General features: G+C 60.1%; 28 protein-coding genes. 14 read left to right on the plus strand and 14 right to left on the minus strand.

Going from position 1 to position 23,688, the window contains the following annotated elements; all coding sequences use genetic code 11:
- Positions 1–15: 15 nt before the first annotated feature.
- The 7 genes from GA0061103_RS13660 to GA0061103_RS13690 all read right to left on the minus strand — a co-directional run bounded on the left by GA0061103_RS13660 (position 16) and on the right by GA0061103_RS13690 (position 7,155).
- Entirely contained in the window at positions 16–579 is a 564-nt protein-coding gene (locus GA0061103_RS13660; RefSeq protein WP_092711981.1) for a TetR/AcrR family transcriptional regulator, read from the minus strand.
- Positions 580–674: 95 nt separating this feature from the next.
- Positions 675–1,763: an ABC transporter ATP-binding protein gene (locus GA0061103_RS13665; protein ID WP_092711983.1), complete on the minus strand. Its 1,089-nt coding sequence runs from the start codon at positions 1,761–1,763 to the stop codon at positions 675–677.
- Positions 1,764–1,855: 92 nt separating this feature from the next.
- Complete coding sequence (locus tag GA0061103_RS13670; protein WP_092711985.1) at positions 1,856–2,731, minus strand: carbohydrate ABC transporter permease; 876 nt, start codon at positions 2,729–2,731, stop codon at positions 1,856–1,858.
- Between the two features lies 1 nt (position 2,732).
- Positions 2,733–3,638: a carbohydrate ABC transporter permease gene (locus GA0061103_RS13675; protein ID WP_092711987.1), complete on the minus strand. Its 906-nt coding sequence runs from the start codon at positions 3,636–3,638 to the stop codon at positions 2,733–2,735.
- A 71-nt stretch (positions 3,639–3,709) separates the two neighbouring features.
- Positions 3,710–4,978, minus strand: coding sequence for an ABC transporter substrate-binding protein (locus GA0061103_RS13680; RefSeq protein ID WP_092711989.1), 1,269 nt, complete (start codon positions 4,976–4,978; stop codon positions 3,710–3,712).
- Between the two features lie 235 nt (positions 4,979–5,213).
- On the minus strand, positions 5,214–6,107 hold the full coding sequence (locus tag GA0061103_RS13685) for a sugar phosphate isomerase/epimerase family protein (RefSeq protein ID WP_092711991.1): 894 nt from the start codon (positions 6,105–6,107) through the stop codon (positions 5,214–5,216).
- A gap of 4 nt (positions 6,108–6,111) precedes the next feature.
- The gene (locus GA0061103_RS13690) at positions 6,112–7,155 is read right to left on the minus strand and encodes a Gfo/Idh/MocA family protein (RefSeq protein ID WP_092711993.1); all 1,044 of its coding nucleotides are present in this window, start codon (positions 7,153–7,155) and stop codon (positions 6,112–6,114) included.
- A gap of 135 nt (positions 7,156–7,290) precedes the next feature.
- On the opposite strand from GA0061103_RS13690, the gene GA0061103_RS13695 reads away from it, so the two are divergent.
- The 3 genes from GA0061103_RS13695 (at position 7,291) to GA0061103_RS13705 (ending at position 9,198) form a co-directional block, all read left to right on the plus strand.
- Entirely contained in the window at positions 7,291–8,334 is a 1,044-nt protein-coding gene (locus GA0061103_RS13695; RefSeq protein ID WP_092711995.1) for a substrate-binding domain-containing protein, read from the plus strand.
- 89 nt (positions 8,335–8,423) lie between these two features.
- Positions 8,424–8,813 (plus strand): group II truncated hemoglobin, encoded by a 390-nt coding sequence (locus tag GA0061103_RS13700; protein WP_092711997.1) that lies wholly within the window; start codon positions 8,424–8,426, stop codon positions 8,811–8,813.
- A gap of 7 nt (positions 8,814–8,820) precedes the next feature.
- Positions 8,821–9,198: a DUF423 domain-containing protein gene (locus tag GA0061103_RS13705; RefSeq protein WP_092711999.1), complete on the plus strand. Its 378-nt coding sequence runs from the start codon at positions 8,821–8,823 to the stop codon at positions 9,196–9,198.
- A 39-nt stretch (positions 9,199–9,237) separates the two neighbouring features.
- Here GA0061103_RS13705 and hmuQ read toward each other — a convergent pair whose 3' ends face one another.
- From hmuQ to GA0061103_RS13730, 5 genes are all read right to left on the minus strand, one after another.
- Complete coding sequence (gene hmuQ / locus GA0061103_RS13710; protein ID WP_092712001.1) at positions 9,238–9,552, minus strand: heme-degrading protein HmuQ; 315 nt, start codon at positions 9,550–9,552, stop codon at positions 9,238–9,240.
- Positions 9,553–9,570: 18 nt separating this feature from the next.
- Complete coding sequence (locus GA0061103_RS13715) at positions 9,571–9,849, minus strand: hypothetical protein (RefSeq protein WP_092712003.1); 279 nt, start codon at positions 9,847–9,849, stop codon at positions 9,571–9,573.
- On the minus strand, positions 9,846–10,244 hold the full coding sequence (locus tag GA0061103_RS13720; protein WP_092712005.1) for a DUF2325 domain-containing protein: 399 nt from the start codon (positions 10,242–10,244) through the stop codon (positions 9,846–9,848). The genes GA0061103_RS13715 and GA0061103_RS13720 overlap by 4 nt, the downstream gene beginning before the upstream one ends.
- Positions 10,245–10,465: 221 nt before the next feature.
- Positions 10,466–11,716 carry an energy transducer TonB gene (locus tag GA0061103_RS13725; RefSeq protein WP_167376580.1) on the minus strand — a complete coding sequence of 417 codons (1,251 nt, stop codon included), beginning with the start codon at positions 11,714–11,716 and terminating at the stop codon, positions 10,466–10,468.
- Between the two features lie 4 nt (positions 11,717–11,720).
- The gene (locus tag GA0061103_RS13730) at positions 11,721–12,188 is read right to left on the minus strand and encodes a hypothetical protein (RefSeq protein ID WP_092712798.1); all 468 of its coding nucleotides are present in this window, start codon (positions 12,186–12,188) and stop codon (positions 11,721–11,723) included.
- A 193-nt stretch (positions 12,189–12,381) separates the two neighbouring features.
- Here GA0061103_RS13730 and hemP point away from each other — a divergent pair, with 193 nt between their 5' ends.
- From hemP to GA0061103_RS13765, 7 genes are all read left to right on the plus strand, one after another.
- On the plus strand, positions 12,382–12,555 hold the full coding sequence (gene hemP / locus GA0061103_RS13735; protein WP_047629363.1) for a hemin uptake protein HemP: 174 nt from the start codon (positions 12,382–12,384) through the stop codon (positions 12,553–12,555).
- Positions 12,556–12,564: 9 nt separating this feature from the next.
- Positions 12,565–13,620 (plus strand): hemin-degrading factor, encoded by a 1,056-nt coding sequence (locus GA0061103_RS13740; protein ID WP_092712008.1) that lies wholly within the window; start codon positions 12,565–12,567, stop codon positions 13,618–13,620.
- A gap of 10 nt (positions 13,621–13,630) precedes the next feature.
- Positions 13,631–14,566, plus strand: a complete 936-nt coding sequence (locus GA0061103_RS13745; protein ID WP_092712010.1) for a heme/hemin ABC transporter substrate-binding protein — start codon at positions 13,631–13,633, stop codon at positions 14,564–14,566.
- 19 nt (positions 14,567–14,585) lie between these two features.
- Complete coding sequence (locus GA0061103_RS13750) at positions 14,586–15,677, plus strand: FecCD family ABC transporter permease (RefSeq protein WP_425349504.1); 1,092 nt, start codon at positions 14,586–14,588, stop codon at positions 15,675–15,677.
- A gap of 7 nt (positions 15,678–15,684) precedes the next feature.
- A complete protein-coding gene (locus tag GA0061103_RS13755; protein ID WP_092712014.1) occupies positions 15,685–16,476 on the plus strand; it encodes a heme ABC transporter ATP-binding protein in 792 nt (263 codons plus the stop codon).
- A 167-nt stretch (positions 16,477–16,643) separates the two neighbouring features.
- Positions 16,644–16,994 carry a glycine zipper domain-containing protein gene (locus tag GA0061103_RS13760; protein WP_092712800.1) on the plus strand — a complete coding sequence of 117 codons (351 nt, stop codon included), beginning with the start codon at positions 16,644–16,646 and terminating at the stop codon, positions 16,992–16,994.
- Positions 16,995–17,003: 9 nt separating this feature from the next.
- Positions 17,004–17,408, plus strand: a complete 405-nt coding sequence (locus GA0061103_RS13765; protein ID WP_092712016.1) for a hypothetical protein — start codon at positions 17,004–17,006, stop codon at positions 17,406–17,408.
- Between the two features lie 89 nt (positions 17,409–17,497).
- Here the strand turns inward: GA0061103_RS13765 and GA0061103_RS13770 are convergent, their stop codons facing one another.
- Positions 17,498–18,049, minus strand: coding sequence for an RNA polymerase sigma factor (locus GA0061103_RS13770; protein ID WP_092712018.1), 552 nt, complete (start codon positions 18,047–18,049; stop codon positions 17,498–17,500).
- Between the two features lie 12 nt (positions 18,050–18,061).
- Positions 18,062–18,268 carry a NepR family anti-sigma factor gene (locus GA0061103_RS13775; RefSeq protein ID WP_092712020.1) on the minus strand — a complete coding sequence of 69 codons (207 nt, stop codon included), beginning with the start codon at positions 18,266–18,268 and terminating at the stop codon, positions 18,062–18,064.
- Between the two features lie 262 nt (positions 18,269–18,530).
- Between GA0061103_RS13775 and GA0061103_RS13780 the strand changes: the two genes are divergently transcribed.
- The 4 genes from GA0061103_RS13780 (at position 18,531) to preA (ending at position 23,670) form a co-directional block, all read left to right on the plus strand.
- Complete coding sequence (locus GA0061103_RS13780; RefSeq protein ID WP_092712022.1) at positions 18,531–19,325, plus strand: response regulator; 795 nt, start codon at positions 18,531–18,533, stop codon at positions 19,323–19,325.
- A 147-nt stretch (positions 19,326–19,472) separates the two neighbouring features.
- The gene (locus GA0061103_RS13785) at positions 19,473–20,504 is read left to right on the plus strand and encodes a sensor histidine kinase (RefSeq protein WP_092712024.1); all 1,032 of its coding nucleotides are present in this window, start codon (positions 19,473–19,475) and stop codon (positions 20,502–20,504) included.
- 480 nt (positions 20,505–20,984) lie between these two features.
- Positions 20,985–22,343, plus strand: coding sequence for an NAD(P)-dependent oxidoreductase (locus tag GA0061103_RS13790; RefSeq protein ID WP_092712026.1), 1,359 nt, complete (start codon positions 20,985–20,987; stop codon positions 22,341–22,343).
- Between the two features lie 13 nt (positions 22,344–22,356).
- A complete protein-coding gene (gene preA / locus GA0061103_RS13795; protein ID WP_092712028.1) occupies positions 22,357–23,670 on the plus strand; it encodes an NAD-dependent dihydropyrimidine dehydrogenase subunit PreA in 1,314 nt (437 codons plus the stop codon).
- The last annotated feature ends 18 nt before the right edge of the window (positions 23,671–23,688 follow it).

Raw genomic sequence — 23,688 nt, forward strand, 5'->3', positions numbered from 1 at the left:
TTATCTCCGATAGGGTTAGAGCTGTGTGAGCTCGATCAGCCGGTCGATCAGCCTTTGACGGGCGCTCTCGTCCATGTCCTGGCTGCCGAGCAGGTCGGCAAGCCAGATCCCATCGGCCGCCAGTCTGACGATTGCCGCATCCACCGAGGAATCCGTGCCGACATATTCTTCGCTGCGTTCGCGTACCCACTCGTGCCACCGCTGCCGCAATTGTGGCTCGGTGAGCAGCACCATCGTCACCTGTGCCCAATCCTTCGTACCCTGCGGCTGATCGCGCAGGGCCAGGCAGGCATGCAGGTAAGCGCGGGTAAAGCGGCCATGCGGCAGCGGATCGGCGCGCATCGCTTCCTCGATTGCAGCGTCCAGCCGCTCCAGCAGGCTATCGAACAGTGCTTCCAGAAGCATGTTCTTGCTGGGGAAATGATGCAGCAAACCACCCTTGCTGACACCGGATGCGCCGGAAACGGCATCCAGCGTCACCGCCGTCATTCCCTTTTCGGAAGCAAGACGCGCCGCGACCTCCAGCAATTGCTGGCGGACGAACAAGGGCTGCTTCTTCCTATGGTGCGCAGTGGACATGGTGACATAACATACCAGTTGGACGGTTTCGTCAACGCTCTAATCGGTGATGTCTAGGTCTAATTGTTTGTGGATGATCTCGTGTCGTTTCCTCCTCAGTTTACGGAATGATGAGCCGCATCCTTCTCGTCGAAGATGCTGACCTTGGTTGCCTCGACGGCGAAGGCGATCGGCGAGCCGGTCGTAATCGTCGTCATGCCGGGATCGGTGCCGATGATCTTCGAACCATCCTTGAGCCGGACGTGAACGAGCGAGCGGTCACCGAGGCGCTCAACCGTCTCGACCTGGCCGCCAATATCGCCTTTCTCGGCTGTCGTCACGACCAGATGCTCCGGGCGGATACCGAGCGTCAGCCCGGAATTCGCAAGGCCGTTGAGCGCGACAGCCGTTTTGATGATCGAGCCATCCGGCAAGGTCGCCGTCGCCAGTCCGCCCGCTTCATTCAGGCCCGCTATGTTGATAAAGTTCATGCCGGGTGAGCCGACGAACTGGGCGACATAGCGCGTCGCCGGACGCGTGTAGATCTCGACGGGGGTCGCCACCTGCTCGATCTTCTTGTTGTTGAGCAGCACGATACGGTCGGCGAGCGTCATCGCTTCCACCTGGTCGTGCGTCACGAACACCATCGTCGCGCCCAGCCGCTCATGCAGTTGCGCAAGCTCGACGCGTGTGCGCGTGCGCAGGCCGGCATCTAGGTTGGAAAGCGGCTCGTCGAAGAGGAAGACATCGGGCTCGCGCACGATGGCGCGGCCGATCGCGACGCGCTGGCGCTGGCCGCCCGAGAGTGCCGAGGGCTTGCGATCCAGCAGATGCGGCATTTCGAGGATCTTCGCAGCCTCTTCGATGCGTCTGTCGATCTCGGCCTTCGGCGTCTTGATGTTGCGCAGACCGAAAGACATGTTGTCTCGAACGGTCATGTGCGGATAGAGCGCGTAGGATTGGAAGACCATCGACACGCCGCGCTCGCCAGGCGGCAGCTGGTCGACGCGCTTTCCGCCGATCCAGATCTCGCCGCTGGTGATCGACTCCAGGCCAGCGATCATGCGCAGCAATGTCGACTTGCCACAGCCAGAGCCGCCGAGGAAGACGACGAATTCGCCGCGCTCGATCGTCAGATCGATGTCGTTCAGAACCTGCACGGCACCAAAATGCTTGGTGAGAGATTTGATATTGATACCTGCCACTTTACGCCTCCTGCGGAAAAATCGAATTCATCGAACTTGCCATTCATCGCGCCCCGCCCGGCAGCTGTCGCCGAACGGAGCTTCCGCATTGGTTATTTGACGGCACCTACCGCGACACCGCGCGTCAGGGTCCGCTGGAAAATCAGGAAGAAGATGATCGTAGGTGTTATGCCGAGCAGCGAGGCCGCGGCAATTGCCGTCGGGTCCTGGGTATTGGCGCCCGACAGCACGCCCATGGCGACGGAGACCGTCTGGTTGTTGTTGGAAACGAGGAATACCAGCGGGATCAGAAACTCGTTCCAGGTCCAGATGAAGAAGAAGGTCGCAAGCACTGCAAGCGTCGGCCTGAGCACCGGCACGATCACCATCCAGAGGATCTGCCAGCGGCTGGCATTGTCGATCTGCGCCGCCTCGATGATCTCGCGCGGAAATGTCGACATGACGGACGAGAGCAGGTAGGTGCCGAAAGCCGTGTGCAGGACGCCGATGATCAGGATCACCGACAGCATCGAATCGAACAGGCCGACCTGCTTGGCCATGTAATAGAGCGGATAGACCAGCGCTTCCTGCGGCGCCATGATCGCAATCAGCAGGATTACCAGCAATGCCTGGCCGCCGCGCACCCGGCCGATGCCGATGGCATAGGCATTGAGCAGGCTGAGAACAACGGCCAGAATCGCCGTGCATCCGCTGATGAGAATGCTGTTGAACAGCTTGCGCGGGAAATCGACAGTCGCCCAGAAGTTCTTGAGCGCCGTCAGATCAAAGCTCTGTGGAAACGCGAGCGGACCGTTGGCGGCATAGTCGGAAGGCGTCTTGATGGCATTGAAGGCCGCCAGGAAGAACGGAAAGAGCGTGCCTGCGAGGAAAACCAGCAGGATGGCCAGAACGATCCAGCGGCCGAAACCCGTCTTCCGACGATGATCGGTCGAAGCGACCGAGGCAGAGATCGAAGACGTAACCGTCATGTCAGTGCCCTCCCTCGGTTTGCTTCGATTGCATGCGCAGGAAAACGACACCGAGTATGATCGTCATGACCGTCTGCAGGGTTGCGATCGCCGCGGCATAGCCGACGCGGTTCGTCGTAAAGAAGTGATAGTAGGACAGATAGGACGGCACCGTCGTCGCGTTGTCCGGCCCACCCGAGGTCAAGACGTAGATCGGCGCAAAGACCTTGAGTGCCGCGATCAGCGTCGTGAGTGCAACGACAAAGATTTCGGGCATCAGCATCGGGATAGTAATGGAGCGAAAACGGCCGAACCAGCTCGCATTGTCGAGTTCGGCAGCTTCGTAGAGCGAAGGATCGACGCGCGCCAATCCGGACATGAAGACAACAAGGCAATAGCCGACCTGGACCCAGACGATGACGGCCGAAACCGCCCAGAGCGCATAGCTTGCATCCCCCAGCCAGTTCTTCGCCATGAAATCGAGGCCGATCGCCTTCAGCACGGCATTGATGATGCCGATGGGATTGAGAATCCATGCCCACAACACGCCGGCGGCGGTCAGCGGCAGAATCTGCGGCAGGTAAAAGCCTGCGCGAAAGAAGCTCGACCATGTCTCGCCGAATTGCGCACTGATATAGTCGAACAGCACTGCCGCCAGCACCAGCCCCAAAAGGATGGGCACGATCGTCATCGAGATGATGAACAGAAGCGTATGCTGAATGGAGCCCCAGAAAGCGGTATCCTGAAGCAGCCTGGCATAGTTTTCCAGACCGACGTAACGCGGCGGGATGACGCCGCCCTTCCACGTGGTGAAGCTGATCGCGAAATTGGCAATCAGCGGAACAAGCACGATAAGAACAAACCCCAGCACGCCGGGAATCATGTAGAGATAGTACCCCGCCCTGCCGGCGCTCTTCGACTTATCCATCGAAATCCTCCAGTCCGATACGGCAAGGCGGCATGAAAGCCGTCTTGCCGTTGTGATTGTCGCCGATGGTGTTATTGCGCTGCCTGCACGTCGTCATAGGCCTTCTTCAGGCGCGCCACGAACTGATCAGGCGTGGTCGAACCGTTGACCAGGCCGGTGGTGGCCTGGATCAGCAGTTCGTAGTAGCCAGGCACCGGCCAATCCGGGTAGAAGCCGAGACCGCCCTTGCTGGAGATCTGGTTGAAGAGTTCGACATTGCGCTTGCCGACTTCGTCGGTAACCGTGGCCGGATCGGCGGCAATGGCAACGCCACCGAGATTGGCCTGCAGGTTCTGGTTTTCCTTGCTCAAGACAAGATCGATGAACTCGTAGGAGAGATCCTTGTTCTTGGCGCTCTTGGGCACCATGAACAGGTTGCCGGTTGAACCCACGCTGTACTTCGAGGTCGGGAAGATGAACTGGCTCCACTTGAAGTTCTTGATTGAACTCGCGAAGTTGCCGTTGTTCCAGGTGCCGCTGACGAACATCGGAGCCTTGCCCGACGAAAAGAGGTTGTCAGCGCCGCCAGTGCCCTTCAGCCCGGTCGAGTCCTTCGAAATGTAGCCCTTGCTCACCCAGTCGGCGATCTTCTGCGCGGCGAACAGGAAGGGTTTGGTATCAAGCGGCGCCTTGAGGCCCTGATAGTTCTTGACCCAGGTGTCGTCAGCCTGCGTCAGGGCCAGTGTATAGACCAGGTGCTGTGCGTTGGAATCCACCGTACCGTAGGCAAGCGGCGTAATGCCCTTCTTCTTGAAAGTGTCCAGCGCAGCTTCGAACTCGTCCAGCGTGGTCGGCACTTTCACGCCGTTCGCCTGGAACATGTCGATATTGTAGAAAACCGAAACGAATTCGCCATAGACGGGAATGCCGATAATCGGACCGGAACCGTAGATGCCGTTCCCATCGTATTTGCTGAGCTGGCTATTGGTTTCGTTGAGGATCTTGTCCCAGCCGCGCGATTTGAATTGATCGTCGAGCGGCGTCAGCAAGCCCTGCGAGGCGACGAGACCTGCAGTGGCATTGCCCTTGTTGTATTCAAGCACATCCGGCGCCTGATCCGAATTGAGGATGAGGCTGCCAGCCTTCTGCAATTGCTCGAATGTCTTCTGTTCGAAATTGATCGTGACGTCGGGATGCTTGGCTTTCAGCTCTTCGAGCGCCTTGGTCCAAGCCTTGGCCTGCGAAGTGTCCGGGAGTTCGAACCACCAGACATTAAATGTCTTGCTCTGGGCTTGCGCCACACCGGCAGCCAACAGAAGCGACATGCCGGCTGTGATCGCCAGCTTCGAAAAAATATTCATATATTCTCCTCCACCATGCGAACCGTGACGGTATCTATCCGATGACATGGCCCGCGCTGCCATCGGCGTTTCCTCTTATCTGCACCAAGCGCCCGCCTGTCACATGGGACAAGGAGCGGACGCTCGGCAGTTCCTCCGTTTGGGTACCCGTCCTGCCCGAAACATCAGACGCTCCGGGCACTTCATTAACGCACAACTCGCCTCCTAAATCGATGCAGATTCGCAAATGCGCGCTTTACTCGACGAATTCACCACCCCGGCTTCTCTTGAGATAGTTCAGGCCGTGAACCTGGCCAGTCATTTCGAGCGCATCGCGATAAACCGGATCATGCCAGCCTTCGATATCGATCGAACCGGACCAGCCGGCGAGGCGCAGCTCGGAGATAATGTCGGTCCAGTTGCTGTCGCCAAAGCCCGGCGTGCGCATGAAGACGAACTTCTCCTTGCCGAAGATGCCATGCTCCTTGATGACGTCCCAGCGGATCGTCGCGTCCTTGCCGTGGACGTGGAAAATCTTGCTTGCCCATTTGCGGATCTGCGGCAGCGGCTCGATCAGATAGACCATCTGATGGCACGGCTCCCACTCAAGGCCGAGATTGTCGTCCGGGGTTTCGTTGAACATCAGCTCCCAGGCATCCGGATTATGCGCGATGTTCCAGTCGCCGGTTGCCCAGTTGCCATCCATGGCGCAATTTTCGAAGGCGATCTTGATGCCCTTGTCGGCGGCGCGCTTGGCAAGCTCGCTCCAGATCTGCTTATAGCGAGGCAGGCTGTCGGTGAGCGGCTTATTGCGGATACGTCCGGTGAAGCCGGCAATGCAGGTGGCGCCGAAATGATGGGCGTTGTCGATGCAATCCTTCCAGCCCTGCAGCGTCTGCAGGTCCATCTCGCGCTCCTCGAGCGGATTGCCGAACATGCCGATGGTCGAGATGGTGATGTCGCGATCGCCGATGGCATCGCGGCAGCGCTTGCCGAGATCCGCAAGGTTCTGGCCGTTGGTGGTCTGCCAGAAGAAGGGCTCGAAGCTTTCGAAGCCAAGATCGGCGATCTTGGCGATGTTCTGGGCGGCATCCTCGTTCGTCGCCCTGATCATCGTGCCGATACGGATGGCTTTTGCCGGATTTGTCATGATGTCATTGTCCTTGTGCTGAAATGTCGACGCGCCGGCCGGTCTTGGCGCTCTCGATGGCGCCCAAAACCATGGCGAGGCTGCGTATGTTGTCTTGGCTTGCGGTCTCAGGCGGCTTGCCGGTCTTGATCGCTTCGATGAAGGAGGCGATGACGCTGGCATGGCCGTGCGTCTCTTCCTCATGCTTCGGCCCGGGAACTTCGATCGGCGTGAAACCATGCAACAGGCCAGCCTCGTTGCCGGCGACGCTGGCTTCAAAACCTTCTTCTCCGTCCCAGGTCAGCATGCCCTTGCTGCCGGTCAGCCGCCATTGGCTTTCCCAGCTCGTGCGCCGGCCCTCAGCACACCAGGAGCCGCGATAGCTGAAGACGACGTCATCGGAAAAATCGAAGAGCGCATGCGCCGAGGCGCCATGTTTGTACCAGGACCCCGCGGGGTTCTTTTCGACGCAATAGACCGAAAGCGGCACCTTGCCGGAGACGAAACGGGCGGCATCGAACGTATGGATCGCCATGTCGAGCAGCAGCACATTGTCCATTTCCTCGCGGAAACCGCCGAAATGCGGACCGAGGAAGAAATCGCAGTGGACGCCTGTGAGCTCGCCGATCGCCCCCTCCTCCACGAAGCGCCGCAGGCGACGGATGCCGGAGATGAAGCGGCGGTTCTGGATGATGGCATGGACCTTGCCAGCCTTGGCTGCCAGGTCGATCAGGGCTGCGCCCTCTGCGAGCGACGTCGCCATCGGCTTTTCGCTTAAGACATGGCAGCCGGCCTTCAACGCCGTCGACACCACGCCGAAGCGCGCGGCCGGAATGACGATATCGAAGACCAGATCCGCCTTGGTCGCAGCAATGACCTCGGCGAGATCGGAGCCGATGACGGCACCATCGAGAGAGAATTCTTTCGCAAGGCTTTCGGCGGTCGCCCGATTGAGATCGACCAGGCCGACAATCTGAATGGATTCGGCAAGCGCCGGCGTCGAGGCGATGGCCCTGAGCCAGCCTTTGGACATAGCTCCGCACCCGCACAAAATGGCATTAAATTTCACGATGTCCTCCAGCGGGCGGTGTCTAACCCCTCATGACACGCGCTCCGTAAACGTTTACGATACTATGCGAAAAGATTTTCCTGTGTCAATAGAGGAGGACTACGGAAAATGGCGCATGGAGGAAAACCACGGCCGATGAAGGGTATTCGTCAGCTTGCCGAGCATCTCGATATCTCGATCGGCACAGTATCACGCGCGTTGAACGGCAAGCCTGACGTCAACGAGGAGACCCGCAAGCGCGTGCTCGCCGCCGCTGAGCAACTGGGTTATGTGGCCAACCAATCCGGGCGTAGCCTGCGGCAAGGCACAACGAATGTTATCGGCCTGATGATCCAGTCCAGCAAGGAAACGGTCGAGAACAGCGACAATTTCTTCCTGACCGTGACGGGCGGGCTGCAGAGTGTGTTCTCACGCCACAATCTCGATTTGATCATGCTCCCCTGCCCGCATGACGAAGACCCTTATGAATATCTGAAGCGCATGGTGGCGCGGCGTATTGCGGATGCGATGATCATTTCGGAGACGCAGCGGGTCGACAAACGCTTCGATCTGCTCGCCAAGGCGAAGATCCCGTTTGCAGCGCTCGGCCGCAGCCTCTCGGGCGCACAGCATCCCTGGGCCGACCTCGATTTCGATGGCGTCGTCAATTGCGCGGTCGACCGGCTCGTGGCGCAGGGGCATCGCCGCATCGCCATCAGCGCGCCCGCGAGCGAGATCAATCTCGGCTTCGTCTTCGTGGATGGCTATCGCCGCGCGCTGGAGCGGCATGGAATAGCCTACGACCCAGCCTTGGTCATCCGGGCAAAATCGAGCGAACAGGGTGGTTATCAGGTCGGCGACGAATTGCTGCGTCTCCAAGACAGGCCAACCGCTGTAATCCTGATCTACGAGTTGATGGCGATCGGCCTTTACCGGCGCGTCATGGAATCCGGCATCATTCCGGGGCGAGACATTGCCGTCGTCAGCTTTCGCGAGGCGCCGCGCGCCAAATTCCTGCAGCCGGCGCTGACCTGCTTCCGTACCTCGCTGCACGATCTCGGCGTCGAACTGGCCGAAATCCTGCTCTCCAGCATGCCCGCCTACAGCCAGGAATATCCCAGGAAATCACGCCAGACGGTGTGGCCGCTCGATCTCATCCCCGGGGAAAGCGATGCCTTCCGGCTGACGACCACGAAATAACCAGCGCCGAAACGCCGCACCGGCCGTTTCGACGGTTGCAGCATCGCCCATGAGTTGCCATGTAGGACATCGCAGACAGGGGCCGAGGCTTGAGCGAAGAAACTATCACACTTTACGAAGCGATCGGCGGCGACCGAACGGTGCGGGCGCTGACTGCGCGTTTCTACGAGCTGATGGACACGCTGCCGGAGGCTGCCAACTGCCGTGCGGTGCACCCGCCAAGCCTCGAAGGCTCGCAAGAGAAATTCTACGAGTATCTGACCGGCTATCTCGGCGGACCGCAGCTCTATATCGAGAAGCGCGGCCATCCGCGTCTGCGCAGCCGACATTTCGTCGCCGCCATCGGCCCGAAGGAGCGCGACGAATGGCTACTGTGCTTCCGCCGCGCCATGGACGAAACCATCGAGAACGAAAAACTGCGGGCCATCATCTGGGAGCCGGTCGAGCGCCTGGCCTTCCATATGCAGAACAGGGAATGAGGAAAACATGACTATCGGCGCCGCAATCCGTCCGGCTACCCTGTTTATCGCCGGCATTCTCGGCGGCGGCGGCGTGGCGCTTGCCGCGGCCGCAACCCATGGCGGCGACACGCATTTCCTCGGCGCAGCCTCCACCATGAGCCTCGCCCACGCCCCTGCCCTCCTGGCGCTCTATGCCGGCTATGACCGAATCCGCACCGCGCCGATCGCGGCTGTCCTGCTGGGATTGGGAACGCTGATTTTCGCCGGCGACCTGATCAACAGGCATTACGGCGGCGGCTCGCTATTTCCGATGGCCGCTCCGGCGGGCGGAATGGGCATGATCGCGGGCTGGGCGGCGATAGCAATCGGCGCCTTCTTTAGGGCGGGCCCCACAAAGGCGTGATGCCGGCCTCAGGGCACTTATATCATTGATAATCCCGGCTCAAATGCCGGGAACGACCGCAAAACCTTCAAACTGCGGCGGCCCCCAATAGAGCCGCTTATTGTCGGCCGCATTGCGGTGCGCCATGCGAAAATGCTCGGATTTCGTCCAGTTAATGAAAGCTTCTTCGCTGTGCCAGGTCGTATGCGAGGAAAACAGCGTATAGCCCTCCTCCACGCTCGCCTTGCCGCGCAACAGGCGGAACTCGAGAAAACCAGGTACCTCCGCTAGCCGCGAATCGCGCCCTCTCCAGACCTCCTCGAATTCGCCCTCCAAACCGATGACGACCTTGAAGCGGTTCATGGCGATGTACATGGCAACCTCGTTCGACGATCAGACCTTCTTGCGACGGGCGACAGTCTTATCCACGTCAGGCGCAAAGGCAACGACATTTGCGCCATTGCGGCTCGCTTCATCAAGCGGCTGCTCCGGCGCCTCGCCCGGCTGCCGCGTCTTCCAGGCGGGAAATGTCGCGACATTCGCGGCCCGCCGTTGTTCCTCGGCACGGCGCATCAGCAATTCATAGAGTTCAGGCACCAGCCCATCGCCGTTCTGTGCGGCCAGCTTGTGCAGGCCGATCAGCATAAACCCGTCAGGGCCATTATCGATCATCGGGAAGCGTCTCGTTCGTTCATGGTCTGCAGCGCCCGCTCAAGACTGGACTTGCTGCCATTGCGCAAGGGAATGAAGGCCTTGCCAAACTTCTTACAGCCCGTCTTCACCCGCAGGCAGGCATCGTGGCTGATGCAGTCGATCGGGCAGAACACACAGTCGACCGACGGCAGCACGGTGTCGATGCGCGAGACCGCCTCGCGAAGACCGCCATCATGGTGGATCAGCTCGGCGCCGAAATTGCTGGCGATCTGGCGCAGATGCGCCACCTGGCAATCACGGCCGCCCACATAGAGGAAGCTGCGCCCATCGAGAGTGGATTTTCCGGAAACCTCAGCCGTCGCCTGCGCTTCACGGCTCTCGCGGCCAAAATCCTTCTTCCCCTTACGCGCCATACATCACCCGTTTGCTGGTTGCTCTTGCACGCTCGATTCCACCGAGCGCGAGGCGACCTTAGTAAACATGAGTTTTATAGTAAAGTATAAAGTTGAGAATTTTTATCATATTTTAAAGCTGCAGTTTGCCGAATGCATGGCATAGTCTCATTCGGGATCATGTTTGAGCCCGACAAGCCGTATTCCACGCTTGAGACACGCCTGCGAGACAGGGACGGAGCTTAGCGCCCTGTCACCTGAACCTCCTGCGTAAAGGACCAACTTGGCTTACCCCATTCCGGCGGAAGCGGTGGGAAAGGTGCGGCTCGACGAATACCGCTGGTAACCGCGTCGTCCAATTCTGGAAAGCCTGAGCTCCGTGCGATCGAAAGAGATGTCAGATCGCCGCTCGAACCAATCGTAAGTCGGACACGCACGGTTATGCCAGGTTCGTATTTCGACGAGAGCCTCACAGCACGACGAATGCGCGACTGCACCTTGCCTGGATAGTTGGCAACAGCAGCGCTACCCGCTCCGGTACGGCGGGCATTTGCCACGGAATTGTTATCGGATTGAGCTGCCTCGGTGCCATCGACCGATCCCCGTTTGGAATCCTGCTCGTTCTCGCCTCGTGATCCCGACTTCACCTTCGCGACCTTTGCGACCGGCCTCTTGACTTCCTTCGGCTTCTCCACAAGCTTCGGCTTTTCGACCGGCGTTACGACCGCCGCGGGCGGTTCGACCGGCTGCGCCTCGACAACCTGGGTCTCCGCAGGCTGCACCGGTTCGGTCGGCTGGATAACCGTCGTCTCAGCCGGCGCCTGCGTCGCCAAGATCTGGGGCTGCTCGGGTACGACCGCCGTGGGTTGCGTCTGCTCGACAGGTTCAACTGGTTCTGCGGTCTGCGCCTGCTGTGTCTCGACTTGCTGCGGCTGGACGACATCGGGCTGCGGCGGCTGAGCCTCTTCAGCCGTCACCACGGTCGGCTGAACAGTTTGCGGCTGCACGGCCTCCGCCGTTACCTGTTCCGGTTCGGTCTGCGGGTTCTCCTCGCCGGCAGCCATCTGGTCAGTATCGGAATTGCCGATCATGATGACGCTGACCGTATCGCCCGCCTCTTCCTGCGCTTCCTCAGGCGTCGCAACGAAGGTAAACAGCAACACGGCAACGATAGCGGCATGAAACAGGCAGGATCCGACGCCGGAGAAAAGCAGTGACGTTTTGCGTCCGGCAACAGCCTCGCGCGACCTTTCGGGTAGCGCGTCCATCGGCTGATGTTCCGCCGTCTCAGCCGGCGCAGCCTCGCTCGGATGATCCGGATAGGAGCTGATCTGTGTGAAACGGCTGTAATGCGCCACGGCTTCGGCAGCCGGCGGTCGCGGCACGCCCTCAAGTCCGGTCAGTTCGTGGCCGGGCAGTACGCTCGGATAGTTGTCATTCAAGCCGCCATCTGCGCGGCGCTCCATGGAAACTTTCGCCGAGCGTATTGCCATCGCTTCAGCCCTCGAAGGGAACTGAGGTCTGCGAGCGGGTCGTCAATGCGGCCTTGCACTCGCCGGCCGCCGGTCCATCGCAGACCGGCGTGTCGTTGATGATGATGCGGGAGACCGTTTCGCATTTCACGCCCGGCATGTCGAATTGCCGCACCCGCTTCTTGCCGAGCGGCAGGTCGCGGAAATCAAGCACGGTGACACGATCGACGGCATTCTTGTCGTTGAAGAAAGCGAGTTCGAAGGAGATCTTGTTGATCGGCGTTGCCATGTCGTTTTCGGCAACGAAGGTCATCATGCATCCCTTCTGGGACGGCGCAAGCGCATTGAGCTCGACATTCAGCTTATGGGATGCCGCAGGCACTGCCACTGCAGGGGCGGCCGCAGCATTCGCATCCTGAGCGAAGGTGGGGACGGAAGATGCCGCGGCGAATACACCCGCAGCAGCGAGCGCCAAGATGGTTTTCGTCAGCATCGACATCTCTCCTGAATATGTTTTGACGTGAGCTTGCCCAGCCAACGGCCATGGCGTGTACCGTCGAAATTTTTAAACTTGACTTTATCAGTCTCCTATTGCGTCTTTATGAAACCATGAGTATGAGAGTCAAGATAAATTTGGCCGCACGACGGTTCGGTCCCCGATGAATTTTCAGGCAAAACTAAACAGGATGATTGCTGAGAAGACCCCTACGCCGCCGGTGCAGTGCACGGCCGCACCGCAGGTAAGAATTGTCGAGAGCACGGATATTTTCCGGGGCCAGACCGAAATCATGATCAAGCATGAGGGCGTCATCTACCGCATGAAGATTACGCGCCAAGGCAAGCTGATACTCAACAAATAGGCATGACAGATGAATAAGACCACTCGCCCGACCCCCGCCGAAATCCGCGCTTTTCGCGCCGAGAACCCGAAAATGCGCGAACGCGACATCGCTGCCCGCCTCGAGATTTCCGAAGCTGCCCTCGTCGCGGCCGAAGTCGGCATTTCGGCCATCCGCATCGATGCCAGCGTCGATCGCTTTCTGGAGCGGATCGCCTCGCTCGGCGAGATCATGGCCCTGTCGCGCAACGAAAGCGCCGTGCACGAAAAGATCGGCGTCTATGAGAACATGAAGTTCGGCGCGCAGGCAGCGATCGTGCTTGGCGAGAATATCGACCTGCGCATCTTCCCGAAGCGCTGGGTGCACGGTTTCGCCGTCACCAAGACCGATGGCGATCAGAAGAGGCTCAGCCTGCAATTCTTCGATAAGGCCGGCGATGCCGTCCACAAGGTGCATCTGCGCCCCGATTCGAATGTCGAGGCCTATCACGCCATGGTCGCCGAGCTGCGCATCGAAGACCAGGCGCAGGAATTCGCCGAGGATCGCTCCGGATATGACAACGGCGCCACGGACGGCGATGTCAGCCGCGACGAGCTGCGCGACCACTGGAGCCGCATGACCGACACGCACGAATTCTTCGGCATGCTGAAGAAGCTGAAGATCGGCCGCCAGGAAGCGATCCGCACTGTCGGCGACGATTATGCGTGGAAGCTGGATTCCGGCGCCGTGGCAGAGATGATGTACGCCTCCGTGCGCGAGGGCCTGCCGATCATGTGCTTCGTTGCCAACGAAGGCACCGTGCAGATCCATTCCGGTCCGATCCACAACGTGCAGACCATGGGTCCCTGGATCAACGTCATGGATCCGACCTTCCACCTGCATCTGCGCCAGGACCAGATTGCCGAGACATGGGCCGTGCGCAAGCCGACCAAGGATGGCCACGTCACCTCGCTCGAAGCCTACAACGCCAGGGGCGAGATGATCATCCAGTTCTTCGGCAAGCGGAAGGAAGGCTTCGATGAGCGTCCCGATTGGCGCGCCATCATGGAAAGCCTGACGAGATCAGGCGCCAGCGTTGCCGCGTGAGAGATGGTCCATGACGATGTTTAAGAACTTGAAGCGCATCAGGCCCTGGGAAATCGCCCTGACCATGGCGGTGATGGCTCTGCCGCTCGTGCCGGCCAATCCGATCGCAGGCCTTGGCAGCTTCGTGCGTCACGCGCACGCCGCTGAGACGGCCAAGACGCCGGATACCTCACGCCTTGTCTCCATCGGCGGCGATGTCACCGAGATCGTCTATGCGCTCGGCGAGGAGAAGCGGCTCATCGCCCGCGACTCCACCAGTCTTTACCCCAAGGAAGCAACCAAGCTTCCCGATGTCGGCTATATGCGCGCGCTCTCGCCGGAAGGCATCCTGGCCGTCAATCCGACCGCCATCATCGCGGTCGAAGGGTCTGGCCCGCCGGAAGCGCTTGCCGTGCTGCACAATGCCAGCCTACCCTTCGAGACCGTGCCGCAGCATTACGATCGCGACGGCATTCTGAAGAAGATCGAAGTCGTCGGTGCGTTGCTCGGCGTGCCGGACAAGGCAAAGGCCCTGGAAGACAAGGTCGCCGCCGATCTCGACGCGGCCATCAATGATTCCGCCAGGCGCCCGGAAGCCGAGCGCAAGCGCGTGCTCTTCGTACTGAGCAACCAGAACGGCAAGATCATGGCTTCGGGCAGCGATACAGCCGCCGACGGCATCATCAAGCTCACCGGCGCTATCAACGCCATCAGCGGCTTCTCCGGCTACAAGTCGGTGACAGACGAGGCCATCATCGAGGCCAAGCCCGATGTCATCCTGATCATGGATCGCGAGGGTCCGCTGTCGATGTCGAACGAGGACCTCTTGAAGCAGCCGGCCATTTCGCTGACCCCGGCCGCGAGCCACAAGGCGATCGTGCGCATGGACGGCCTGCATCTGCTCGGCTTCGGACCGCGCACGGCCAGCGCCATTCGCGAGCTGAACGCGGCGATCTACGGAGGCTGACGTGGCATTCAATGATGCCATGGCTGGGCTGAAGCAGATGTCGCAAACCACGGCACGCCGTCGTCAAGGGGATCGTACCGCACTTGCGATCCTCGTCATCGCCGGCCTCCTCGTGATTTCCGCCACTGCCTTTCTCTTCTCCATCACCACCGGCGCTTCCAATGCGTCCATCATCGATGTCATCACCGGCATGGTGAGCGGAGGCGCCGAAAGCACGCTTAGCATCCGCGACCACATTGTGATTTTCGACATCCGCCTCCCCCGCGCCGTCCTTGGTTTCCTGATTGGCGGCGGGCTGGCGGTTTCGGGCGCTGTCATGCAGGGTCTGTTCCGCAATCCGCTCGCCGATCCCGGCCTGATCGGTGTGTCTGCCGGTTCCAGCCTCGGCGCGGTCGCCATGATCGTCCTCGGCGGAGGCGTTCTCGCGCCTGTGGCGCACTTCTTCGGCATCTTTTCCCTGCCGATCGCAGCCTTCATCGGTGGCCTGGCAACGACGATACTGCTTTACAAGGTCGCCACCCGCTACGGACAGACATCCATCGCCACCATGCTGCTCGCCGGCATCGCGCTCGGTGCGCTGGCGCTGGCGATGACGGGCATCCTCATCTATATGGCCGATGACCGGCAATTGCGCGATCTCACCTTCTGGAGCATGGGCTCGCTGGCAGGCTCGACCTGGAGCAAGGTTGCCGGCGCCGGCCCGATCATCATCCTTTCGCTCCTGCCCCTGCCCTTCATGGCGCGCGGACTGAACGCCTTGACGCTCGGCGAGGCGACCGCTTTCCACATGGGGATAGGGGTGCAACGCCTGAAGAATATCGCCGTCGTCAGCGTGGCCGCCGCGGTCGGTGCTTCGGTCGCCGTCAGCGGCGGTATAGGCTTCGTCGGCATCGTCGTGCCACATATCCTGCGCATGGTGATCGGCCCCGACCATCGCTTCCTGCTGCCAGCTTCGGCACTGTTCGGCGGCTCCTTGCTGGTCGTCGCCGATGTGGTCGCCCGCACCATCGTTTCCCCGGCGGAGCTGCCGATCGGCATTCTGACGGCCGGTGTTGGCGGTCCCTTCTTCCTGTGGATGCTGCTCAGGCAGCGCTCGCGCCTCAGCCTGTGAGCATGGAATGATCGATGTCTCCAATCTGAGCGTCCGGCTCGCCGGCAAGCCCGTCGTGCACGAGGTCTCCTTTACGGCCGAGGCCGGAACGCTGACGGCGATCTGCGGGCCGAACGGCTCCGGCAAGACCACCACGATGAAAGCCATCTCAGGCGAGCTCGCCCATAGCGGCAGCGTCCATATGAACGGCGTTGACATCAAGGCCCTGGAACCATGGCAGCTTGCCGAAATGCGCGGTGTCCTACCGCAGGCAAGCTCGATATCCTTCCCCTTCACCGTGCGCGAGATCGTGCGCATGGGCCTGATAAGCGGACGTAACCGTCATCCCGAACAAGCCGATCGTATCGCGACAGAGGCGCTTGCCGCCGTCGATCTTGGCGGCTTCGAAGGCCGCTTCTATCAGGAGCTTTCCGGCGGCGAACAGCAGCGCGTCCAGCTCGCGCGCGTGCTCTGCCAGATCTCCGAACCCGTCATTGACGGCAAGCCTTGCTGGCTGCTGCTCGACGAACCCGTCTCGAGCCTCGATATCAGCCACCAGCTGACCATCATGACGCTTGCCCGGCAATTCTGCCGGCGTGGCGGCGGCGTCATCGCCGTCATGCACGATCTCAACCTGACCGCGCTTTTCGCCGACCGGATGGTCCTGCTCAAGAACGGTAAGCTACAGGCTGCAGGTTCGGTCAAGGACGTGCTGACGGACCAGCATCTGCAACATGTCTTCGGCTGCAACCTGCGCGTCAACCGCGTTCCCGCCGATGGCGCCCCCTTCGTTCTCGCGCATAGCGCACTGATCGACTGACGCCGCACCTGCGCACATCCGGAACTTTTTGTTGCATCCGCGCGTTGAGATGACGCGGTCGGAATCGATGTTCCGGGCGGTAAGTGTTTTGGTGGGTCGGAGAATTTCCGATCATCACGAAAGCAGGTGCCTCAAGGGCGCCCAAGCAAAGCGAAAGGGAGCTGAACATGGCCACATCCTTCCTCCATTCGACGCGCGGCAAGCGCAATGGCGGCAGCCTGCACGATGTCGAAGCAACCATCGAAGAACAGATCGAGTCGCTGCGCGAAGAAGTTGCAGCCTTCGCCAAGCTGATCGGCGAGAATGGCGCAAAGCAAAGCAAGAAATGGCGCTCAAGTGCCGAGTCGGGATTTGACGATCTCGCGGTCCGCGGCGAAGAATTGCTGCACGATCTGCAACGCGGTTATGCAAGGGGTTCGCGTGAAGTGCGCAGAACCGTACGCCAGCACCCCGTTGCCACCATCGGCGCGGCTGCCGCCTTCGGCCTTGCGGTCGCCCTGCTTCTGTCTCGCCGCTAGGGTGGCGGGATGATCGCTCCGATCCTCGGCCTGCTTCTGTCGGGCACATTCAACCGTACCGTTGCGCGAACCAAGCGCAACGGTATTTTCATTGCCATTGCCGTTCTCCTGCTGTTGACGGCCTATGCCTTCGCACTGGTCGCCGCCGCCATCTGGCTTGCCACGATCTACGGCGCTGCGGTCGCGACGTTGCTGATAGCGGCTGGCGCCTTGCTGCTCGGCCTGATCGTGCTCGTCATCATGGCAATCATCGACAAGCAGGAACAGCGCCGAGCCCGCGAGCGTCGGCTGGCAATGGAATCGATGGCCGCCGCTGTCCTGGGCCTCGTGCGCAAGCAGCCGCTGATGACCGCCGCCGTTGCCGCCGCCCTTCTCTTCGGCAACTTGTTCGGATCGAGCGACGACGAGGATTGAGCAGGCTCGCTGGTGAAGCCGCAAATGAAAGAAGAGAAGCCGCAAGGATTGTTAAACGAAAAAGCCCGGTCGAAAGACCGGGCTTTTTGTCAGAAGGCGAATGCCTTTGATGTCAGTGGTGCCGAAGTGGCATCAGGGCCGAAATCGGCCTCGCCGGAAATATCCAGGATTTCCTGCAGCCGCTGGCGCGCACGATTGACACGGCTCTTGATAGTGCCGACCGCGCAGCCGCAAATCTCGGCAGCTTCCTCATAGGAAAAGCCGGAAGCGCCCACCAGGATGATCGCTTCGCGTTGATCCGGCGGTAGCTGGTCCAGTGCCTTGCGGAAATCCTGCAGGTCGACCGCACCATATTGCGAAGGGTGCGTTGCCATCGATTCGGTGAACACGCCGTCGCTATCCTGCACCTCGCGGCCGCTCTTGCGCATCTGGCTGTAAAGTTCGTTGCGCAGGATGGTGAAGAGCCAGGCTTTCATATTGGTGCCCATCTCGAAATGGTCCTGCTTGGCCCAGGCCTTCATGATCGTGTCCTGGACGAGATCGTCGGCTCGATCGTGACGGCCGGTCAGCGAAATGGCGAAAGCACGGAGGCTCGGCAGTGCGGCGAGAAGTTCGCGCTTGAAGCTCGTTTGCGTTTCCATGGCGCGCACCTCCTATTCGGAGACCTTTGCCGAGGCCAGACTCTCAGCCTGATCGAGCTTCTCTAAAAGATCGAGAAAGCGATCGGGAATGGCCTCGTCCTGCACGGCGGCATAGAACGAGCGCAATCGGTTGCCGATCTGATTGTTGGGGTCGAGGATATCCATCGCGCGCAGATCAGAAGTCTTCTTGTCTGCATCCTCGTGATTCTGGATAGTCATTTGGCCTGCTCGCTTCTCAATTGTCTCGCATTCATGGATAAGGCGCGCCCTTGCCTCCCCCGTCCGGGAGAGCGGTTGACCTCACTCAAAACAGTTGCCTAACGAATCGTAAAGGTTGAGGTCCACCGATTGTAAGCATTGTAATGCGACTGCCTAAAAAAAGTTCCGATAAAGAGGAACTTTTTTACTCAACTGACGTTTGTTAGTCATTGCGGCCCCTGGGCTGTATTTAATTAGAATTTGATAAAGGCGGGAGCCATTGATGACACTTTCCACACGCATTGCGCCGCATCTTCCGTATTTGCGGCGTTATTCACGTGCTTTGACCGGAACGCAGACGTCGGGGGACGCCTATGTTGCTGCGGTTTTGGAAGCCATCATCGCTGACATCTCCATCTTTCCGGACACGGACAGCGACCGTGTCGCCCTCTATAAACTGTTCACCAAGCTGTTCGGTTCCGTGACACTTCAGATTCCCGAGCCGGCCTCTCCCTTCGCCTGGGAACAGCGTGCATCCGTAAACCTTTCCAAGGTCTCGCCACTTGCGCGCCAGGCTTTCCTCCTCGCATCCGTCGAAAGTTTCCGCCTCGGCGAGATCGCCGATATCCTCGATATCTCTGAAAGCGAAGCCATGCACCTGCTCGATACCGCCTCCCAGGAAATCTCGCGCCAGGTGGCAACCGATATCATGATCATCGAGGATGAGCCGCTGATCGCGATGGATATCGAACAGATGGTGGAAAGCCTCGGCCATCGCGTCACCGGCATTGCCCGCACTCACGCCGAAGCGGTCGCGCTCTATAATGCGACCAAGCCGAGCATGGTGCTTGCCGACATTCAGCTTGCCGACGGCAGCTCGGGCATCGATGCCGTCAACGACATCCTCAAGACCGCCAGCATCCCGGTGATCTTCATCACCGCCTTCCCGGAGCGGCTGTTGACCGGCGAGCGGCCGGAACCGACCTTCCTCGTGACCAAGCCTTTCAATCCAGACATGGTGAAGGCCCTCATCAGCCAGGCGCTCTTCTTTAACGAAACCACAAAGGTGGCCGCCTGATCCAAGTGAAAACCCTATGGCGGAACAAAGACCATAACCGGGCGTTTGTGTTCGAAACGGCCGGTTTACCGACTGTTATCCGGGGCGATTCTATAGGTCGGTTCAAGTTGTTACGAGTGAGAATGCCCTATCGGCGGGGTTCTCGAAATGCGTGTGAAAGGCAAGCCGGTGAATACGTCTGAACCATTACCCGGCGCGCCTTTGAGTTTGGAAGGCAAAGCCGCTCTGATGGAGCGGGCGCTTGCGAGCGCCAGTGTGTCCATCCTGTTCCAGGATGTAAATCTTTCGATCCGTTATGCCGACAATCTGCCGGACCATCTGCAGTCGTCTGTCGTCATAGGCGGTAATGACTCGCATCTCTTTGGAGAAAAGGATGGCGAGCACCTTTTGCGTTTGAAGCGGGGCGTGCTCGAAAGCGGCAAGCCAGCGACCGCCGAGGTTGAGATCGCCAGTGGCGACGGCGCTCGCGTCTACGAGCTGAAAATGGAACGCATCGGTGGGCGCAAGCCGCAGGGCGTGCTGTCCGTCATCTCCGAGATCACCGAGAGCCGCCATCGCGAAAAGGTTCTGAAGTCGCTGCTGCGCGAACTGTCGCATCGCTCCAAGAACCTGCTCGCCATCATTCAGGGCATCGCCACGCAGACCGCACGGCATACGCTTTCCGTCGACAATTTCCTCATCAAATTCCGCGGCCGCCTGCAATCCCTGTCGAATTCGCAGGATCTCATCACCGATTCCAGCTGGCGCGGTGCATATTTGTTCGAACTGGCGGAAAAGCAGTTCGCCCCCTATTGGCCCGATGCAGGCGTGCCCATGCCGATCTATGGCATTAACGCGCATCTGACGCCCAATGCTGCCGTGCATCTGGGGCTTGCTCTGCATGAGCTCATCGTCAACTCCGCCTCGCATGGCGCCATCTCGACAGGTGCCACCAGCATCACGCTGAATTGCAAGGAAGCCGAGCTCGACGGCAAGAAGGCGATTGAGGTCGCCTGGTCTGAGCGTTTCTACGCGCCCACTGATCATGAATTCGAGGACAATAGCTTCAGCCGCACGGTGCTCGAGCGCGTCGTGCCGACTTCCATGAACGGCCGCGCCGACTTCGCCATTGACGACGGCAGCATCGGCTATCGGCTCACCATTCCCGAAACTGAATATGAAATCCTGAGACGCCGCTGAAGCGGGCGGCGGGAACAAAATAAAACAGCCAGTGCGAGGGCGGCGCACTGGCTGCTTTGCACTCATCGGGAGGGGACCGTGAGTAAAGTCCTGAGACGTATTGGGCGTGCATCAGGAGATGCGATCATCATCAGGACATCGACATAACGATGCTGCAAAGCCTTGGTTCCACCTAGACCCAAAAAAATTCATCAGCTTTTCACATTTCAACACAACCGCAGACATGTCGGTTCTCCGATCGCAGACCGGCGCTCGCAGTCTCTGCGAGACCTAAAGCTCCTGCGAGCCTTCCCCAGAAAAGAAGAAAATCCATTTAAATCATAGGTTTAAAATACAAACGCCAGTGATCGAAAATGTTCTTATTCCCTAGCAGGAGGGCGTATCGAGGCACGCTTTGCGATAAAAATTTTACCGTTTGATAAATTTTTTAAGCTGAGTTACCGTTCCTGTACTAGCCGTTTACTATAAGAGGGAACTTCAATGGGACGACTGGAAACTGGGATTCATAAAGGCAGGCTCACGCCCGCCGAATATGATGCAAACTTTTCCGATCTTCACCCGCGCCTGAACAAGCATGAGGCGCTGGTCGCATCCGACCGCTGTTATTTCTGTTACGACGCGCCGTGCATGACGGCCTGTCCCACCTCCATCGACATTCCGATGTTTATCCGCCAGATCTCGACGGGTAATCCCATCGGCTCGGCCAAGACGATCTTCGATCAGAACATCCTCGGCGGCATGTGCGCCCGCGTCTGTCCCACCGAACAGCTCTGCGAGCAGGCTTGCGTGCGCAACACTGCCGAAGAGCGCCCGGTCGAGATCGGCCGGCTGCAGCGCTACGCCACCGACGTGGCGATGGCGGAGAACAAGCAGTTCTACTCGCGAGCTGAATCCACCGGCAAGAAGATCGCCGTCATCGGCGCCGGCCCGGCCGGTCTTGCATGCGCCCACCGCCTCGCGGTCAACGGCCATGACGTCACCATCTTCGACGCCCGCGAAAAGGCCGGCGGCCTGAACGAATACGGTATCGCCACCTACAAGGCGGTCGACGATTTCGCCCAGAAGGAAGTCGATTACGTGCTTGCCATCGGCGGCATCGAGGTGAAGAACGGCCAGGCGCTCGGCCGGGATTTCAGCCTCTCGGACCTCTCGCAGCAATATGATGCCGTCTTCCTCGGCCTCGGTCTTGCCGGCGTCAATGCGCTGCGCGCCGAAGGCGAAGACCTCGATGGCGTCGCCGATGCCGTCGCCTATATCGCCGAGCTTCGCCAGGCCGGCAGCAAGGCCGATATCGCCATCGGCCGGCGCGTCGTCGTTCTCGGCGGCGGCATGACCGCGATCGACGCAGCTGTGCAGGCCAAGCTGCTTGGCGCCGAAGAGGTGACGATCTGCTATCGCCGCGGCAAGGAACACATGAACGCCTCGGAATTCGAGCAGGATCTGGCCACCTCCAAGGGCGTCATCATCCGCCACTGGCTGGCCCCGAAGCGCATCCTAGACAAGGACGGCAAGGTTGCCGGCATCGAGGTCGAATATACCGAACTGCGCGACGGCAAACTCACCGCCACCGGCGATGTCGGCGTCATTGCTGCCGACCAGATCTTCAAGGCGATCGGCCAGACGTTCGAAGCCTCGGGCCTCGGCGCACTGCGCATGGAATCCGGCCGCATCGCCATCGACGGCGAAGGCCGGACCTCGATCGAAGGCGTATGGGCCGGCGGCGACTGCGTGCTTGGCGGCGATGACCTGACGGTCTCCGCCGTGGCACAGGGTCGCGACGCGGCCGAATCCATCAACCGTGCGCTCGCTGCCGCCAAGTCGGCCGCTGCAGTCGCTTGAAAGGAGAATCGATATGGCTGATCTCCGCAATAATTTCGTTGGCATCAAATCCCCGAACCCGTTCTGGCTGGCCTCCGCGCCACCGACCGACAAGGCCTATAACGTCGAGCGCGCCTTCAAGGCGGGCTGGGGCGGCGTGGTCTGGAAGACGCTCGGCGAGGAAGGCCCACCGGTCGTCAACGTCAACGGCCCGCGCTACGGCGCGATCTGGGGCGCCGATCGTCGCCTGCTCGGCCTCAACAACATAGAGCTGATCACCGACCGCGACCTCTACACTAACCTGCGCGAAATGAAGCAGGTGAAGAAGAACTGGCCGGATCGCGCGCTCATTGCCTCGATCATGGTCCCCTGCGTCGAGGATGCCTGGAAGGCGATCCTGCCGCTGGTCGAGGAAACGGAAGCCGACGGCATCGAGCTCAACTTCGGCTGTCCCCACGGCATGTCCGAACGCGGCATGGGCTCCGCGGTCGGACAGGTGCCTGAGTATATCGAGATGGTGGTGCGCTGGTGCAAGCAGTACACGCGCATGCCGGTCATCACCAAGCTGACGCCCAACATCACCGATATCCGCAAGCCGGCCCGCGCCGCCAAAGCCGGCGGCACCGACGCGGTGTCGCTGATCAACACGATCAACTCGATCGTCTCGGTCGACCTCGATAATTTTGCCCCGAACCCGACCGTCGGCGGCAAGGGCAGCCATGGCGGCTATTGCGGCCCGGCCGTCAAGCCGATCGCGCTCAACATGGTGGCCGAAATCGCCCGCGATCCAGAAACCTATGGTCTGCCGATATCAGGCATCGGCGGCGTGACGACCTGGCGCGATGCGGCGGAATTCCTGGCGCTCGGCGCCGGCAACGTGCAGGTCTGCACGGCTGCGATGACGTACGGCTTCAAGATCGTCGAGGAGATGATCACGGGCCTCTCCGACTGGATGGATGAAAAAGGCCATCGCAGCCTGGACGACATCACCGGCCGCGCCGTGCCGAACGTCTCCGACTGGCAGTATCTCAACCTCAACTACATCGCCAAAGCGAAGATCGACCAGGACGCCTGCATCAAGTGCGGCCGTTGCTACATCGCCTGCGAGGACACCTCGCACCAGGCGATCACCAACATGGTCGATGGCGTCAGGCGCTTCGAGGTGATGGACGAGGAATGCGTCGGCTGCAATCTCTGCGTCAGCGTCTGTCCCGTCGAGAACTGCATCACCATGGAAGAACTGCCGGCAGGCAGCCTCGACAAGCGCACCGGCAAGGTCGTCGACCCGAACTACGCCAACTGGACGACCCATCCGAACAACCCGATGGCGCGTCAGGCGGCGGAATAAAGCAGGGCTTTGCCGATA

The sequence above is a fragment of the Martinezella multihospitum genome (genome assembly GCF_900094585.1).
In the GTDB taxonomy this organism is placed as follows: Bacteria; Pseudomonadota; Alphaproteobacteria; order Rhizobiales; family Rhizobiaceae; genus Rhizobium; species Rhizobium multihospitium.